Origin of the sequence: Pseudarthrobacter sp. H2 (assembly GCF_050157045.1) — a bacterium.
In the GTDB taxonomy this organism is placed as follows: Bacteria; Actinomycetota; Actinomycetes; order Actinomycetales; family Micrococcaceae; genus Arthrobacter.
This window is the reverse complement of record NZ_CP189594.1, coordinates 4,263,978-4,279,728: the sequence shown is the minus strand read 5'-3', so window position 1 is coordinate 4,279,728 and position 15,751 is coordinate 4,263,978. Positions and strand designations below refer to the sequence as shown.

Annotated in this window: 14 protein-coding genes and 1 pseudogene; 10 read left to right on the top strand and 5 right to left on the bottom strand. The window is 68.0% G+C overall.

The features are described from left to right. Window positions 1-74 precede the first annotated feature (74 nt). The 3 genes from ACQCSZ_RS19835 (at window position 75) to ACQCSZ_RS19825 (ending at window position 3,264) form a co-directional block, all read left to right on the top strand. The gene (locus tag ACQCSZ_RS19835) at window positions 75-1,517 is read left to right on the top strand and encodes an IS1380 family transposase (protein ID WP_427005370.1); all 1,443 of its coding nucleotides are present in this window, start codon (window positions 75-77) and stop codon (window positions 1,515-1,517) included. Window positions 1,518-1,808: 291 nt separating this feature from the next. Next, window positions 1,809-2,792, top strand: a complete 984-nt coding sequence (locus tag ACQCSZ_RS19830) for an ABC transporter substrate-binding protein (protein WP_427005369.1) — start codon at window positions 1,809-1,811, stop codon at window positions 2,790-2,792. Between the two features lie 166 nt (window positions 2,793-2,958). Next, window positions 2,959-3,264 (top strand): hypothetical protein, encoded by a 306-nt coding sequence (locus tag ACQCSZ_RS19825; protein ID WP_427005368.1) that lies wholly within the window; start codon window positions 2,959-2,961, stop codon window positions 3,262-3,264. A gap of 85 nt (window positions 3,265-3,349) precedes the next feature. Here the strand turns inward: ACQCSZ_RS19825 and ACQCSZ_RS19820 are convergent. Beyond that, window positions 3,350-3,619, bottom strand: a pseudogene (locus tag ACQCSZ_RS19820) (hypothetical protein); the annotation flags it as partial. 151 nt (window positions 3,620-3,770) lie between these two features. On the opposite strand from ACQCSZ_RS19820, the gene ACQCSZ_RS19815 reads away from it, so the two are divergent. Beyond that, window positions 3,771-4,397, top strand: a complete 627-nt coding sequence (locus tag ACQCSZ_RS19815; RefSeq protein ID WP_427005367.1) for a LacI family DNA-binding transcriptional regulator — start codon at window positions 3,771-3,773, stop codon at window positions 4,395-4,397. Here ACQCSZ_RS19815 and ACQCSZ_RS19810 read toward each other — a convergent pair. Beyond that, complete coding sequence (locus ACQCSZ_RS19810; RefSeq protein ID WP_427005366.1) at window positions 4,390-5,196, bottom strand: hypothetical protein; 807 nt, start codon at window positions 5,194-5,196, stop codon at window positions 4,390-4,392. The genes ACQCSZ_RS19815 and ACQCSZ_RS19810 overlap by 8 nt on opposite strands. A 424-nt stretch (window positions 5,197-5,620) precedes the next feature. Then, entirely contained in the window at window positions 5,621-6,643 is a 1,023-nt protein-coding gene (locus ACQCSZ_RS19805) for a bile acid:sodium symporter family protein (RefSeq protein WP_427005365.1), read from the bottom strand. 138 nt (window positions 6,644-6,781) lie between these two features. Between ACQCSZ_RS19805 and ACQCSZ_RS19800 the strand changes: the two genes are divergently transcribed. Both ACQCSZ_RS19800 and ACQCSZ_RS19795 read left to right on the top strand, forming a co-directional pair. Then, complete coding sequence (locus tag ACQCSZ_RS19800) at window positions 6,782-8,305, top strand: SulP family inorganic anion transporter (protein WP_427005364.1); 1,524 nt, start codon at window positions 6,782-6,784, stop codon at window positions 8,303-8,305. A 31-nt stretch (window positions 8,306-8,336) separates the two neighbouring features. Next, a complete protein-coding gene (locus tag ACQCSZ_RS19795) occupies window positions 8,337-8,537 on the top strand; it encodes a hypothetical protein (RefSeq protein ID WP_427005363.1) in 201 nt (66 codons plus the stop codon). 454 nt (window positions 8,538-8,991) lie between these two features. On the opposite strand, the gene ACQCSZ_RS19790 is transcribed toward ACQCSZ_RS19795, so the two are convergent. Beyond that, window positions 8,992-10,560, bottom strand: a complete 1,569-nt coding sequence (locus ACQCSZ_RS19790; RefSeq protein WP_427005362.1) for an MFS transporter — start codon at window positions 10,558-10,560, stop codon at window positions 8,992-8,994. 233 nt (window positions 10,561-10,793) lie between these two features. On the opposite strand from ACQCSZ_RS19790, the gene ACQCSZ_RS19785 reads away from it, so the two are divergent. The 3 genes from ACQCSZ_RS19785 (at window position 10,794) to ACQCSZ_RS19775 (ending at window position 13,490) form a co-directional block, all read left to right on the top strand. Beyond that, window positions 10,794-11,381, top strand: coding sequence for a TetR/AcrR family transcriptional regulator (locus tag ACQCSZ_RS19785; protein WP_427005361.1), 588 nt, complete (start codon window positions 10,794-10,796; stop codon window positions 11,379-11,381). An 82-nt stretch (window positions 11,382-11,463) separates the two neighbouring features. Further along, the gene (locus ACQCSZ_RS19780; protein WP_427005360.1) at window positions 11,464-11,937 is read left to right on the top strand and encodes a MarR family winged helix-turn-helix transcriptional regulator; all 474 of its coding nucleotides are present in this window, start codon (window positions 11,464-11,466) and stop codon (window positions 11,935-11,937) included. A gap of 89 nt (window positions 11,938-12,026) precedes the next feature. Then, complete coding sequence (locus ACQCSZ_RS19775) at window positions 12,027-13,490, top strand: MFS transporter (protein ID WP_427005359.1); 1,464 nt, start codon at window positions 12,027-12,029, stop codon at window positions 13,488-13,490. A gap of 86 nt (window positions 13,491-13,576) precedes the next feature. Here ACQCSZ_RS19775 and ACQCSZ_RS19770 read toward each other — a convergent pair whose 3' ends face one another. Next, the gene (locus tag ACQCSZ_RS19770) at window positions 13,577-14,683 is read right to left on the bottom strand and encodes a GTP pyrophosphokinase (RefSeq protein WP_427005358.1); all 1,107 of its coding nucleotides are present in this window, start codon (window positions 14,681-14,683) and stop codon (window positions 13,577-13,579) included. Between the two features lie 208 nt (window positions 14,684-14,891). Between ACQCSZ_RS19770 and ACQCSZ_RS19765 the strand changes: the two genes are divergently transcribed. Then, on the top strand, window positions 14,892-15,686 hold the full coding sequence (locus ACQCSZ_RS19765) for an alpha/beta hydrolase (protein ID WP_427005357.1): 795 nt from the start codon (window positions 14,892-14,894) through the stop codon (window positions 15,684-15,686). Window positions 15,687-15,751 lie beyond the last annotated feature (65 nt).

Genomic DNA, 15,751 nt, shown 5'->3' with positions numbered 1-15,751 from the left:
GAAAAGGTGCTCTGACAAGGGAAAATAGGGGTGTCTACGCCGTTATTTCCGTGTCTTGAAGGAGCACCTTTTCGATGCACCAGCCTACCAAGGTCTTCCCATCCGTCCCGGTTTCTTTCACCGGCCAGTCGCTGGTCTCCCATGCCGGAGGACGGATCCTGACCTCATTCATCGACGCCCTCGGGTTCCGGGACCTGTGCGAGGACCGGCTCGGGCAGTTCGTCCCCGTGACGGCCTCACACCGGCCCGGGAGGCTGCTCGGGTCGCTGGCGGTGATGCTCGCCGCCGGCGGCGAGCATGCCTCCGACCTGGACATCCTGCGCTCCCAGCCCGGCGTGTTCGGCCAGGTGCCCTCGAACGCGACAGTCTCGCGGTTCTTCGAACGCACCGTGAAGAACCCGGACGTCTTCGATTACGGCTTTTCGACCCTGGCCAAGGAACTGCGGACCCGGGCCTGGGAAGCCGCAGGGGACCGCAGCCCCGCGGTGAAGGCGACGGCCGCGGACCCGCTGGTCATCGACCTCGACGCCACCTTGGTGACCTCGCACTCGGACAAGGAACAGGCCACCGGAAACTACAAGGGCGGTTTTGGATTCGCCCCGTTCACCGCCAGCATTGATTACGGTGCCGGCAGCGGCACCGGGGAGGAACTCGCGGTACTGTTGCGTCACGGCGGGGCCACGGCGAACAACGCCGGGGACCACATCCGCATCTTCGAGGCCGCCATCGCCGTCCTGCCCGACGCCCTCTACGGTGAGGACGAGGAACTGGACGGGGAGAGGATCCTGGTCCGCACCGACAGCGCCGGCGCGTCCCGGAAGTTCCTCTGGTACCTGCATTCGCGCGGCGTGCAGTTCTCCGCCTCGTACCCGGTTCCGGTCGGCAAGGCCCACATGATCGACTGGATCAACGACAAGAAATACTGGCAGCCGGCCCTGGACCAGGACGGGGTCGAACGCGACGACGCCTGGGTCATCAACGCCACCCAGGTGATCCCGCTCCAGGACTACCCGCCCGGGACGAAGATCTTCCTGCGCGCCGAACCGCTGCACCCCGGCGCGACACCGACCCTGCTCGACATCGACGGTCACCGTGTGACAGCGTTCCTGACGAACTCCCCGCGCTGGCACGGACCTTTTCTGGATGCCCGGCACCGGGCCCGCGGCCGGGCCGAGAACCGCATCAAAACCCTAAAGAACACCGGGCTCGGAAAGCTCCCCTTCTTCGATTTCGCCGCCAACCAGGCCTGGGCCAACCTCGCGGTCCTGGCCGCGAACCTGGTCTCCTGGCTCCAGCTCACCGCCCTGCCCGACGGCCACAAAGCACGGGGCTGGGACATCAAACGCTGGCGCTACCGGCTCTTCGCCACCGCCGGGAAAATCATCACCCGCGCCCGCCGGAACCACCTGCTGCTGCCCGCCGCCGCGCCGGAGCAACCCCTCATCGCCGCCCTGCTCGAAGCCATCAGCCGGATCGCCGCGGCCGCGAACCGCCCCGCACCCCTGCTGCGGACCTGACACCACAGCCCCCCGGACAATCACGAGCAGGAAAGAAGAACACCAACGGGATCAGTGGAAACCCGCGCACCGCCCGGCGCCCCCGGGCCTTCAGCCACGCCCGAAATCCGATTCAGCCCGCCGGGACGGCAAAAACCAGGCCCGGCGCCCCGACCGCCATCCGATGAAAAATCCGGGTTAACTGCCGTTACCCCTTGTATCCCTTGGTTTCACCACGCTTTGACCGGCATTCGGCCGCGCCGGATAGTTGCTGGCACGAGCACTGAATCCACGACTTCCAAGGGGAAATTCATGTCCAGAAATACAGTCAAGACCAGCCTCAGCGTGGCCCTGGCCGCCGCCACCCTGCTGGGCCTGGCGGCCTGCTCCGACCCCGGCGCGTCGGCCGCCGGCAGCGCCAGCCCGGCGGCGTCCTCCTCCTCCGGAGTCAAGACGTTCAACCTGTCTCCCCAGCAGGACCGGGTGAAGGCCACCGTCGACAAGGCCGCCGCCGCCCTCGTCCCGGACGCCATCAGGAAGGACGGCAAGCTGACCGTGGCAGTCAGCCCGTTCTCCGCGCCGCTGGCCGTCTACGCCACGGACAACAAGACACCGGTGGGCAACGAGGTGGATATCGCCGTCGCCCTGGCCGAGTCGCTGGGCCTGGAAGCCGAGATCGTCCCCACCGCCTGGGCCGACTGGCCCCTCGGCGTCGATTCCGGCAAGTATGAGGCGGTGTTGTCCAACGTGACGGTGACCGAGGAGCGCAAGCTCAAGTTCGACTTCGCCAGCTACCGGGACGACAAGCTGGGCTTCTATGCCACGTCCGGCAGCTCCATCACCAAGGTGGAGACCGCGCCGGACGTTGCGGGCAGGCGCGTGATCGTGGGCTCGGGCACCAACCAGGAATCCATCCTGCTGCGCTGGGACGAGGAGAACAAGAAGAACGGCCTGAGGCCGGTTGAGTTCCAGTATTACGACGACGACTCCGCCTCCCAGCTGGCCCTGGCGTCCGGCCGCGCGGACCTGACCTTCGGTCCCAATGCCACAGCAGCCTTCAAGGCCGCCTCGGACGCCAAGACCAAGCTCGTGGGCCTCGTGGACGGCGGCTGGCCGCTGAAGGCCAGCATCGCCGCGACCACCAAGAAGGACAACGGCTTCGCCGCCGCCGCAGCGGCCGGCCTGAACCACCTGATCGAGGACGGCACCTACTCCAGGATCCTGGACCGCTGGGGCCTGAGCGCCGAGGCCGTGAAGAAGTCCGAAGTGAACCCGGCGGGCCTGCCCAAGAGGTAGCCCTACCGGCAACAACAACGCGGGGTCACATCGCGTCCGTCCCGAAGGGGATCATGGGCGCGAGGTGACCCCGCGTTGCTGTTGTCCTCCGGGAGAGTCCTCCGGCCCTATCCAGATGGACGCCGCACGCTCTATGGTGGTTACGCCATCGAGGGAAGGATCAAGGATGTTCACGCTGCAGGTAGGTTATCCGGTCCGGGACTACGCCGCATGGAAGCAGGTGTTCGATAGTGATCCCGCAGGCCGTGCCGCCTCGGGCGCCCGCTCGATCCGGGTATTTCGGGACACCGAGGACGGGAACAATGTCGCTGTGCACCTGGACTTCGACACGAAGGACGCCGCGGCTGCGTTTCTGGAGCGGCTGCGCGCCAATGTGTGGAATAACCCGGATGTAATGGAGCCGCTGATGGCCGGATCGCCGACAGCCAGGATCTTGGAGCAAGTGGGCAGCGAAAATCCGGCCGCGGGCTGACCTATTCCGGGACTGATGCGTCGATTGCTCCGTAACTGCCCTTCCGGGGCCTGAAAAGGGCGGTTGCGGAGCAATGGATGGGGAGTCAGACCCGGGCTTCGGCACCGGCCACGGCCGCAGCCTCGGCATCGGCATCGGCATCGGCTTCGGCCGCAGCCTCGGCATCGGCCTCGGCGGCAGGGCGCACCGGGGTGGCCAGGCCGAGGTTTTCCCGCAGCGTGGTGCCCGCATACTCGGTCGGGTACACGCCGCGCTCCTGCAGCGCCGGGACCAGGTGGTTGACGATCTCGTCCAGGCCGGTGGGAATGAGCCAGGGCGAGCGCAGTTCGACCTCTCCGCCGACCCGGAAACCATCGGCCCGCTGGCCTTCACCAAGGACCTCCCGCCCGCTTCCCGGTAGAATCCAACTTCCCGGTAGCGTTTGTCTTGCTGACGGCGTTCAATCAGGGTCGGCATTATTCGGCAGCGTCGCGCGTTCGCGGCGGAGAACCACCCGGGAGTCACCAGTGCGGCAGGGATCCAAGCCCACCATCCGCGACGTCGCGGCAACGGCAGGCGTATCCCTGACCACCGTCTCCTACGTGCTCTCCGGCCGGCCCGGCGGCACCACCCGGATCAGCCCGTCCACGCAGGAGCGCGTGCACGCGGCCGTCCGCGAACTCGGCTTTGTGGCCAACCGCGCGGCCCGCGGAATGCGGCGCGGCCGGACGGACCTCGTGGCCATCGCCGTCGTGGACCTCGAGGACGGCCGGGACCGCGCCCTGGCCACCGCCGTTGCACAGATCCTGCCGCGGCACGGGTACCAGTCGGTCATCCTGCTGGCCGGCGGCTGGCGGCAGTTCATGCTCTCCGGCGGTGCCGACGGGCTGATCCTGGGCCTTCGCGGCGAGGACGACGGCGACGTCCAGGCCCTCGCGGAACTTGCCGGGCGCGGCGTGGCCCAGATCGTCATCTCGGACACCCTGCAGCCGGCGGGCTTCGATGTTTTGGCGCCGGGACCGGGTTTTGCGGACAGCCCCGCGGCCGCACTGGCCTCAGCGGAGACTCTCGCGGAGCGGGCGGTGGCGCTCCTGCTGGATCGGCTGAAAGGCAAAACCCCCGCCGGGGCCGGGAGCCAGCCAACCGCTACTTGAGCCGGCGGTATTCATCGATCAGCGATGCAGGCACCGGTGAGACGCCAGGAAGGTCCTTGTCCCGGCCGGAATCCGGCTTGTGACGGCGGAGCAGGGCCCCGCCGTCGTCCTCCCAGCGGAACCCGGGGCTGGACAGGGCCGCCCGGTAGGCGGCGTCGACCGTGTCCGGGTACTTCGCCGCGAGGTCCTCCAGGACGTGTGCCGGAATCGTGGTGTCCTCCACGTAGCCGCGCAGGACTTCCGCTGCCGGGTCCGCCGCGTCGGCCGGCGGCGTACGGTGGGCGGCCTCGACCTGCCCGTAGCGGACGAGGAAGGAAACACCCATCACCGGATGATGGTAGAGTGTCAGGTCGCCGGACCCTGCGAGCTCCGGCGGGAAGGAATCATCCGGTGCCAGCTGTTCGGCCGGGCGCACCAGCGCCGCAGCGTCGGGATTTTCAGCGACGGACGCCTCGCTGCAGGCATCCAGGAAACTGCGGTAGGCCGCGATGATGTCGGCCCCGGTACCGCTCACGACATGCGAGCCACAGACGTCCAGGAAGACTGCGTGGTGCTTTCCGACCATCATGCGTGCCTGTTCGGCCTTCGCCGGATTGTTGAATGCCAATGTGGGAAAGCGCTTGAGCAGGGACGCCGCAAGGGTCTTGACGGCGGGGAGATCCCGCGGGCCGAACAGGCGCATGGTCCCGCTGATGGACCAGATGTCCCCGATCGGCACCAGGCGCGTCAGGATGTAGCCGCCTCGCTGGACGACGCTGATCGCTTCCGCCCCGGCGGTGGCGTAGGCCGGGTAGTCCATCTCATCGATGAGGTTGTGCAGGCCAAGCCGGGCACCCTTCCGGGTATCGACGCGGAAGACACCGAGAACATTGCGGTCCCGCCAGCTTTCGTAGACCAGCCGGTCTTCGGGCCAATATTCTTGTTGGTGCGCAGATAGCGCTCGAGCAACGGCTCGTGTCCGGCCTGGTCGGGATAATAGAGCATCGACTCGACGGCCTGCGCCCATTGATCCCGCCCCTCACCCCCGCGTCCGGAGAAGTCTGACAAGGCCTGCGAGAGGCGCCGGGCGAACCCCGGCGAGGATGCGTAGTCGACCAGGGCTTCCTTGAGGTCCCCCGCCCGGTCCAGGACATCGTCGATGTCCATAGATCCAATCTTCCCCGTTCGCCACGGGTCCTGCATAACTTGCGTTCGGGGCCCGGCGGGGCTGCGCTCCTGACTGGTCAGGCGTCCCGGAGCGGGCGCCGGGCCAGCCACGCCGCCACGATCGCGCCCGAAACGTTGTGCCAGAGCGAGAACACGGCCGACGGCAGCGCCGCCAGCGGGCTGAAGTGGGCGGTGGCCAGGGTGGCGGCCAGGCCCGAGTTCTGCATGCCGACCTCGAACGCCAGGGCCCGGCGGGCCTTGTCGTCGAGGCGGCCCAGCTTGCCGGCGAGGTAGCCGAGGCCCAGGCCGAAGCCGTTGTGCAGCACCACGGCGAGGAACACGATGCCGCCGGCGGCCACGATCTTGCTGGCGCTTCCGGCCACCACGATCGCCACGATCAGCGAAATCACGGCGGCGGAGGCCCACGGCAGCGCCGGCAGCACCCTGGCCACGAGTCTCCTGAGGAACAGCCTGGCCAGCAGGCCGGCGATCACCGGCAGGAGCACGGTCTTGACGATGTCCAGGACCATGCCGCCGGCGTCGATGTCCAGGAAGGAACCGGCGAGGAACAGCACCAGCAGCGGCGTCACCACCGGGGCGATCAGGGTGGACGCGGAGGCGACGGCCACGGAGAGGGCGACGTCGCCCTTGGCCAGGAACGCCATCACGTTCGAGGCCGTGCCGGACGGTGCGCAGCCCACCAGGATCAGGCCCACGGCCAGTTCCGGTTCAAGGTGGAGGCCGACGGCGATCAGCCAGCCGGCGCCGGGCATGATGACGTAGTGCGCCACGATGCCGAGCACCACCGCCCAGGGCCGCTTGGCCACCGAGGCGAAGTCGGGCGGCGTCAGGGTCAGGCCCATGCAGAACATGATGACGCCCAGCAGGTACGGCACACCCGGCGCCAGCGGTTTGAACGCGCCCGGCAGGAGGAAACCGGCGACGCCGGCCACCACCACGAGGATCGGGAAGACAGTCACCGCGACGCGGGCGATCCTCGCCTCGGCGGCGAGGGCCGGATTGGCGGGAACGCCGGCGCCAGTACCGGCGTCAGCGCCGGGCGCCGGGAGGGACGATGGGGATTTGGTTGCCTCAAGCATCCACATATGGTTGCACCGAGGCCCCGATCCGCCCACTTCATGACCGCCGGCCGGTAGAATATGTCAGATTTATATCGCCTGAGCCGCCGGCACCCAAGCGCCTGCCACCTGACCTCTTGAGCCTGAACGGAACCAGCAATGGCCACCAACACCGCCGGAACCGCGCCCGCCCCGACCCCCGAGCAGCTGCAGTCCGTGCGCGGCACCCTGCTGTCCCCGCGGCGCCTCAAGACCGAGGTGCTCGGCGGGCTCGTCGTCGCCCTGGCCCTGATCCCGGAGGCGATCGCGTTCTCGATCATTGCCGGGGTCGATCCGCGGATCGGGCTCTTTGCCTCGTTCACCATGGCTGTCACGATCTCTTTCGTCGGCGGCCGTCCCGCGATGATCTCGGCGGCCACGGGCGCCGTCGCCCTGGTGACCGCGCCGCTGGTGAAGTCCCACGGCCTCGACTACCTCGTTGCCGCCGTCATCCTGGCCGGCATCTTCCAGATCATCCTGGGCCTTTCCGGGGTGGCGAAACTGATGCGGTTCATTCCGCGTTCCGTCATGGTGGGCTTCGTCAACGCCCTGGCCATCCTGATTTTCCTGTCCCAGGTCCCCGAGCTGATCGGCGTTCCCTGGCTCGTGTATCCGCTCACGGCACTGGGCCTGCTGATCGTCTTCGGCCTGCCCAGGCTCACGCGCGCCGTCCCCGCCCCGCTCGTTGCCATCGTGGTCCTGACCCTCATCACGGCGCTGGCCGCCGTCGCCGTTCCCACCGTGGGGGACAAGGGTGCGCTGCCGGATTCGCTGCCCTCGGTGTTGGTTCCCGGCGTTCCGATCACCCTTGAGACGCTGCAGGTCATCTTCCCCTTCGCCCTGGCCATGGCCTTCGTCGGGCTGCTCGAGTCCCTCATGACGGCGAAGCTCGTGGACGACATCACGGACACCCGCTCCTCCAAGACCCGCGAGGCCTGGGGGCAGGGCGTGGCGAACGTCGTGACCGGCTTTTTCGGCGGCATGGGCGGCTGCGCGATGATCGGCCAAACCATGATCAACGTCAAGGCCTCCGGCGCCCGGACCCGGATCTCGACGTTCCTGGCCGGCGTCTTCCTGCTCATCCTCGTGGTGGCCCTCGGTGACATCGTGTCCCTGATCCCGATGGCCGCCCTGGTGGCCGTGATGATCTTCGTTTCCGTGGCCACCTTCGACTGGCACAGCATCCGGCCCGCCACCCTGAAGGCGTTGCCCAGGAGTGAAACGCTGGTCATGGTGGCGACGGTGACCGTCGTCGTCGCCACCCACAACCTGGCGATCGGCGTCGGCGTCGGGGTGCTGGTGGCCATGGTCCTTTTTGCCCGGCGAGTGGCGCACTTCGTCACGGTGGTCCGCACGGTGACCGGGGCAGACGGCGGCCGGACCGCCACCTACCGCGTCGAGGGCGAGCTGTTTTTTGCCTCCTCGAACGACCTTTACACCCAGTTCGAGTACGCGCTGGACCCGGAGCGGGTGGTCATCGACCTGCACGCCTCGCACCTCTGGGACGCCTCGACCGTCGCCACCCTGGATGCCATCACCGAAAAGTACCGGCGCCACGGTAAAAGCGTGGAAATCATCGGCCTGAACGACCCCAGCGTGCTGATGCGCGAGCGTCTGGCCGGGAAACTCGGCACCGGGCACTGAGGGGGCAGCCCGTTCCGGGATTTCCCCACCCATGCCTGTCCGGTTAGCTCAGCCCTTGCGGTGGCGGCTCGGGCTGACCGCCTGGATCGTGCTGATGGTCCACGTCTGCGGGGCCTGGAGCGGGTTCCCCTTCTACGGCTCCGCCCGTTCCGGCAACTGGTATGACTTCGGCTTCCTGCCGGGCATGGGATCGCCCCTGCCGGGCGGCCTGGGCTTCAGGTGCCGGCGCTGAGCCGGACCGGCCTGCTCGACAGGCAGCGGCTCCCCTTCGCTGCGGGGCGTTCCACCCCTGATGATGCCGGTGGCCGCGGTCCGGGGCTACTTTGACGTCCCACGGCACGGAATCCCGGTCCGGCGGCGGCGTGTCGGCGCCAAAGTCCCCCCGGACCGCGGGGAGCAGGCCTCGGACGGACAGGCGTGCGCCGAAATTCCCCGGCTTTGGCTTCGCGGCCCCGGAAATCCCCGGTGATTCCGAGGAACGCGCCGGGCCTGCCCTTCAAAGGTGGGGAGAACCGGCGGCCCGGGCCCTGGTCTGGGCCGAACCGGTACTCTCCGCCGCGCTCCCGCCCGGTTGCTTCGGCCCGGACGCGGAAAAGCCCGGCGTGTCCTTGGGAACACGCCGGGCTTCCGGGTTTGTAGCAGGCAGCAACCGGGCAGGAGCGCCAGCCTCGGCGCTCCGGGCGCGATCAGTGCGCCGCGACGGCCCCCGGTTCAGGGGATTCGTCCAGTGCCGGGTCGACGAAGGCCTCGGCGTCGGGCTGGGTGTCCTTGACACCGTGCAGGCCGATGAGGGTGAGCAGGGCTGCCGCAGCTGCCGCGATGGCGCAGACGATGAAGGCCTGGGAGAAGCCGCTGCCGAGTGCCTGCAGGGCGAGCTCGTGGGCCGCGGAGCCCGGTGCTCCCGGCGGCAGGCTGTTGAGCGCGATGGGCCCGCCCGCCTGGAAGATCGCCGCAGCGGGTCCGGCCTGGTCCGCGGGGAGGGCAGCGGTCTGCAGCGAGGCGCCGAGGCGGCCTCCCGCGGCGCTCAGGGCTACGGCACCGGCGAGGACCGGGCCGAGGGCGAAGCCCAAGTCACGCAGCAGGTTGGTGGTGGCGCTGGCCATGCCCGCAAGGTGCAGCGGAACGGTGTTCAGCGCAATCGCCGTCATCGGGCTGAGCGTCAGGGCGAAGCCGACGCCGAGCAACAGGGCCGGCAGAATGAACGGGGCCATGCTGATGTCGGTGACGTCCAGGGCCGAGGCCATCAGGGCGCCGACCGTCATCAGGAGGAAGCCTGCGGTGAGCAGCCAGCGGCCGGCGACGCGGGTGAGCAGGCGGGAGATCAGCGGAACCAGGACGAAGGTGGGGCCCTGCAGGAGGAGGAACAGCAGGCCGATGTTCAGCGGGTTCTGGTGCTGGACCGGACCGAGCCACATGCTCAGCGAGAAGAGGCTGCCGAGGAAGGCGAACATGCCGACGACGGCGACGATGGAGGAGATCGTGAAGCCGCGGTTGCGGAACAGCCGGAGGTCCAGCAGCGGGGACTTGGCGCGGGTCTCGATGACGACGAACGCGGCCAGCAGGACGATGCCGGCGACGAAGGCGAAGACCACAGGGGAAGCACCCCAGCCGTCTTCCGGTCCCTGGACGAGGCCGAAGAGGACCAGGATCAGGCCGAGGGCAAAGGTGATCTGGCCCCACCAGTCCGGCTTGCGGCCCGCGGCGGCCTTGTGTTCTGCCGCGACCAGGAGCGCCAGGACCACGGTCAGGACGCTGAGTACGGCAACCACGCCGTAGGCGCCGCGCCATGAGCCGAGGCTGGCCAAGGTGCCGCCGAGCAGCGGGGACAGGGCCGCGCCGACGGACAGGAAGCCTGCCCACATGGCGATGCCCTTGGCCCGCGCCCGCGCGTCGTGGGTGACCGCGGCGACGAGGGCGAGGGAGGCGAGGAAGATGGCACCCGCGCCGAGGCCGTTCAGGGCCGAACCGACCCACATGGCCTCGACGCTGGGGGACAGGGCGCACACCAGTGATCCGAGTGCGAGCAGCAGCGAGCCGCCAATGACAAGCTTCTTGTGGCCGAGCTTGTCGCCCAGCAGGCCGAAGGTCAGCTCGAACACGACCACCGGGATCATGAACGCTGCCGTGATCCAGGTCAGCTGCGAGCCCACGGTGTTGAACGTCTGCTGGAACACCCCGTTGAGGGATCCGGGCAGCGCGTTGGCGATCTGCGCCACCATGACGGCGACGGCGGCCGTGGCAAGGGTGCCCTTCACCCGCAGCCGCGGAAGCGCCAGTTGGGCGACTCATGAAAACTCCTTTGTTCTCGTGCCTGGTCGGCGATGAGCCACCGATGTGATGTCTATTACAAAGCTACTGTTCGCTAGACATTGCGTCAAGTGACTTATCAGTGTGACTTAGGGGTTTGCGTGTTGGTGACTATTCGCCGGGTCATCGGCCGCGTGCCGTCCCGCCAAGTGGGGGAGTGCGCCTGCATTACGCTGGCATTGTGGCAAGCATCAGAGAAGCTCAGAAACAGATGACCAGCCGGCTGTTGCTCGAGAAGGCCCTGGAGCTCTTCGAGGCGAAGGGGTACGCGGCGACCACCGTCGACGACATTGCTGCCGGCGTGGGGACCACCCGGGCCACCTTCTATGCGCATTTCCCCTCCAAGGCACGGCTCATGCAGTCGCTCGTCGCCCGGTCCAATGAGATGCTCACGGCGGCGGATGTGCCGCCCTTGCAGTCGGTGGTGGAGTCAGGCGACCGTGGGCAGATCAGGGCATGGCTGGAACGGAAGTTCGCTCAGTGGGCCGAGATCCGCCCCTATGTCACTGCCGCGCATCAGGCTGCCGCGAGTGAACCTGAAATTCAGGCGGCCCTGGATGAGTGGTTCGACGGTGCCATCGATGAGATGCAGGCCGGCCTGGACCGGGCCGGGCGGTTCGAGCCGTCCAGTCGACGCGTCCGCTGCTCGCTCGCCTTCGGCGACCTGGAGTTCTTTTCCCGGCGGTGGATGCGGCTCGGCTGGACCGTGGACCGCGACATTTCGCTGGAGCTGATGGTCGACACATGGTGCTTCCTGCTGGCCGATTAGGCAACAGCGCGGGTCTGCCACGCCGCGCGCCGCGGGAGGCCGGCGCCTGATTTCATCACAGCCCCGCGCCTATGCTTATGGGATGGAAAGTGTTGAAGCAAGCACAGCCCCGGTAAGCGCCGTGGACCACCTGGCCCTGGCCGTGGCACTGCTCGACATCTCCTCCGATGTCCGGCGGAAATCCCACAACGATACGGGGGTCCGGCCGCTGTCCAACGGTGTGCTCGAAATCCTCCGGGTCATCGAAAGCCATCCAGGGATCACCGTCGCCGAGGTCGCCTCCCGCCTGGGCCGGCAATTCAGCAACGTCAGTGTCCAGCTGCGCGAGCTGGTGGCCGGAAATCTTGTCACCCGCACCCGCGACGCCGCCGACAAGCGCTACGTCGCCCTGCATCCGACGGCGGAGTCCCAGCGCATCAAGGCGCTGCTCGAGGGCGCGTGGGCTGAAGCCCTAGCCTCCGCGAGTTCCCATCTGCTGCCGGCGGAGCGCGAGCAGATTGCCGCGAGCCTCCCGGCCCTGCAGCGGCTCGCCTCGTTCCTCGCCGAACCCGAGTAGTCGCCCATGTCACTCCAATACTGGACATGATCACTCGCCATTATTAGTTATACTTATATAAGTATTATTACTTGGAGAGTGGGAGTGGCGTGGCTACACAGTTACTGGATTCAGGCGTGGAGCAAGGGCAAAGGCCGAAGGCGGCATGGGGGGCACTCATCTTCCTTGCCCTTGCACAGCTCATGGTGGTGCTCGACGGAACCATCGTAAACCTGGCGCTTCCCCAGCTGCAGGCCCACATGGGGATCAGCGACTCAACCCGGGCCTGGGTGGTCACGGCCTACGCCCTGGCACTGGGCGCGTTCCTCCTGCTCGGTGGCCGCATCGCGGATTTCTGGGGCCGCAAGCGGACCTTCATCGTCGCCGCGGCAGGCTTCGCCGTCGCCTCGCTGATCGGCGGCATTGCCCAGGAGGCCTGGGAGCTGATCGGAGCCCGCGCCCTGCAGGGTGTGTTCGCCGCGCTGCTGGCTCCGGCCGCCCTGGCGCTGTTGACCGTTTCCTTCCCCGGCGGAAAGGACCGCGGCACCGCGTTCGCGATCTTCGGCTCCATCAGCGGTGTGGGTGCTGCGGTCGGCGTCCTGCTGGGCGGTTACCTGACCGACTACGTCTCCTGGCGCTGGTGCTTCTTCGTCAACGTGCCGATCGCCATCATCGCCCTGATCGGTGTTTCCCTCAAGGTGCGCGAGAGCAAAGCCGGAGGGCCCACCAAGTACGACTGGCCCGGCGTCGTCCTGGCGGCACTGGGCCTGGGTTCCCTCGTCTACGGCTTCACGAACGCTGAACACGGCTGGGGCGCACCCGAGGCCTGGGGCTTCATCGCCGCCGGCGTCATCCTCCTGATGCTGTTCGTGGCGGTCGAAAAGAAGGTCAAGCATCCGCTGCTGCCGCTGCGCATCGCTACCGAGCGCAACCGTGCGGCCGCGTTCCTGGCCTCGTTCCTGTCCGGAGCCGTGCTGATCGGCGGCATCCTGTTCATCAACTTCTACATCCAGATTGTGCTCGGCTTCAAGCCGTTCCTGGCCGGCATTGCCTCGCTGCCCATGACCCTGGTGCTGATGGTCACGGCTGGCCTCGTGGCAAAGAACCTGCCGAAGCTCGGTGCCAAGATCCCCACTGCCCTCGGCCCGGTCTTTATGGCAGCTGCCATGCTGTGGCTGACCGGTGTGACCGCGGACGGCAGCTACGCCGTCATCATGCTGCCCGCACTGATCCTGATGGGCATCGGCCTCGGCATGGTCTTCGTGCCCATGCAGAACCTCGCGCTGTTCGGCGTGGATAAGGACGATTCGGGCGTCGCCGGAGCCCTGGTCAATGCCTCACAGCAGATCGGCGGCTCCCTGGGCATCGCCCTGTTCAGCACCATCGCAGCCGCGGCCACCGCCGCAGCTGGTGGCACGCAGCTGGCGGCGCTCTCCAGCGGCTACTCCGCGGTTTTCCTCTGGGCCGCGGGTGTGGCCATCCTGATCGCCCCGATCGCGGTCCTGCTCATCACCATCGACCGCAAGACCTTCAGTGGCACGGAGTCCGACGCCCCCGTGGTCCACCTGGGCTGAGCCGCGTCTCCGCTACGCAGCCGGTCCCCGGGCCAGGGCCGCGCCAAAGCCGGGGAAACCCGGCGCACCGATGGCCCGGCAGGTGCCTACCCCTGCGTCAGCCGGTACCGCTCGATCTGCTTGAGCCGCCGCTGGAGGCTGTCCCGCCGCGGGTGCGGCACGACGTCGGCCGGTTCCGCCGTGAGGTCGATGTGCTTGGTGCCGTACTGCCAGAGCAGGAGGTCATCCAGCAGCCGGTCCGGGCCGGGGGAGTAGCGGTGGTCCAGGGCCTTGCGGACCTCGGTGATCCGGGTGGCGCTGAGCAGTCCGGCGAGCTGCATGGTCTGGTTGAGGCTGTGGGCTGCCATCAGCTCGGCCGCCCAGCCCCAGTCGTCGTCGACCTTCCGGTCCACGTGTGGCAGGAGCGTCCGCCAGACGTCACGGATCCGGTTGGGCGTGAGCGGGGCAGCGCCTTCGCCGTCCATGTCCCAGAAGCTGCGGACCTCCTCGTAGCGGTCGTGGAGATCCGAGAACGCGCTTTCCACGGTTTCCAGCATGGCGGCCGTGGCGGTGAACTGCCGGTCGAAGTGCGGGGTCCACGCGCGCGGATCCTCGGCCTTGAAACGGATATCGTGCTCGATCTCGCTCCAGGCATGGGCAAAGACGGTGCGGATCTGGCATTCGAAGAAGTAGCTGCCGTTGGGCTGGACGTCCGGGTTGAAGACCTGCTGGTACTCCTTGGCGGCCTCGTTCTGGATGGTCCGCAGGATCAGGTGCCGGCTGGAATAGCCGTACGTCCCGGACTCGATGGAACCGATGTCCTTCTCGCGGTCGCCGCGGCAGTCGAAGAGCTGGCGCTGGCGCTTGATCAGGTTGGCCACCAGCGCGTTCTCCGCCGGGAGCTTGGTGATCACCCGGACACCCACCATGTCGTTCAGCGTCCGGAACGGGTCCGGGAACTTCAGGACCCGCGGCCCCCCGGGTTCCAGCGGCTCCTCCGTCCGGGAGATCTTCTCCCGGAAGGACTCCACCGTCTTGGTGCGGCCGGTGACGAACAGCGGCCTCACCTCGGTGCCCTTGAGCATGGTCCGCAGGGTGAGCAGGACCTCCCGGGTGACAAGTTTCAGGGCAGGGCGCACCCGCTCGTAGAGTTCCACGTTTTCCTGCACCGATGCGCGCAGGCCGGCGTCCAAGCTGTCCCAATTACTAGCCATCCGATTAGCTTACGGCGCAGGTACGACGGCGGCAGGGGTGACACCCGCGCGGCCGCCGGCCCCGGCCCGCCTTCCCCGCCCCGCCCGGGGCGCAAGGTAGGCTCAGCACATGTCTGATGTGCGGCGTCGGGCTCTGATCGCAGCCGCAGCGGCGGTGATGCTGGGGGCAGTCTCCGCCGCATGTTCACCGGGCCCCAAGGAGGACGCAGTGAAGAGGCACAAGTACCACTACGGTGATGACCCGAGCCAGTGGGGAGAGCTCTTCCTGCCGGAGACTGCCGCGCCCAGGGGTGTGGTGGTGGTCATCCACGGCGGCTACTGGCGTTCCCAGTACGGCGCCGAGCTCGGCGAACCGCTGGCCAAGGACCTCGCCGCGCACGGCATGGCCGCCTGGAACCTGGAGTACCGGCGGGCGGGCAACGGCGGCGGCTGGCCGCACACGTTCTCGGACGTGCTGGCCGGCATCGACAAGCTTGGCGACATCGCCCCCGAATATGGCCTCGGGCTGGAGCGCGTCGTCGCCCTCGGCCACTCCGCCGGCGGACACCTGGCCGTCTGGGCTGCGGGCCGCAGCCGGCTCGGCCAACTCGGCTCCCCGGATGCGGACCGCCAGCTCCTGCGCAATGACAACGGCGGCGCTGTCCACCTCACCGGCGTCGTCAGCCAGTCGGGGCTGCTCAACCTGGCTGCCGCCGAACGGCTGAACCTCAGCAACGGCGCGGTCAGCAACCTCCTCGGCGGATCCTCCGAGAAATACCCCAAGAGGCATAAATACGTGGATCCGATGAGCGCCGTGCCCCTGCGGGTCCCTGTATATGCGGTACACGGCATGGAAGATGACACCGTCCCGATGAACCAGTCCGAGTCCTATGCTGGCGCGGCGAAGGCTGCGGGCTCACCCGTCCAGCTGCTGAAGGTCCCCGGTGATCACTTCGCCCTGATCGATCCGAAGGCCGCCGCCTACCGGAAGTGCCGCGAGCTGGTCCAGCTGCTGCTGGGCTGAGTCCCATCCTGTCCGGTTGGACCTGTCCGGTTGGACTGGCGCGGTTAGACTGGTGGCAGGTGCGC

What these genes read in the sequence shown, in the direction of transcription:
- ACQCSZ_RS19830 (WP_427005369.1), top strand. Translation starts at nt 1,809, where the DNA reads ATGTCCAGAAATACAGTCAAGACCAGCCTCAGCGTGGCCCTGGCCGCC.
- ACQCSZ_RS19805 (WP_427005365.1), bottom strand. Translation starts at nt 6,643, where the DNA reads ATGCTTGAGGCAACCAAATCCCCATCGTCCCTCCCGGCGCCCGGCGCT.
- ACQCSZ_RS19825 (WP_427005368.1), top strand. Translation starts at nt 2,959, where the DNA reads ATGTTCACGCTGCAGGTAGGTTATCCGGTCCGGGACTACGCCGCATGG.
- ACQCSZ_RS19770 (WP_427005358.1), bottom strand. Translation starts at nt 14,683, where the DNA reads ATGGCTAGTAATTGGGACAGCTTGGACGCCGGCCTGCGCGCATCGGTG.
- ACQCSZ_RS19780 (WP_427005360.1), top strand. Translation starts at nt 11,464, where the DNA reads ATGGAAAGTGTTGAAGCAAGCACAGCCCCGGTAAGCGCCGTGGACCAC.
- ACQCSZ_RS19810 (WP_427005366.1), bottom strand. Translation starts at nt 5,196, where the DNA reads ATGGACTACCCGGCCTACGCCACCGCCGGGGCGGAAGCGATCAGCGTC.
- ACQCSZ_RS19795 (WP_427005363.1), top strand. Translation starts at nt 8,337, where the DNA reads ATGCCTGTCCGGTTAGCTCAGCCCTTGCGGTGGCGGCTCGGGCTGACC.
- ACQCSZ_RS19835 (WP_427005370.1), top strand. Translation starts at nt 75, where the DNA reads ATGCACCAGCCTACCAAGGTCTTCCCATCCGTCCCGGTTTCTTTCACC.
- ACQCSZ_RS19800 (WP_427005364.1), top strand. Translation starts at nt 6,782, where the DNA reads ATGGCCACCAACACCGCCGGAACCGCGCCCGCCCCGACCCCCGAGCAG.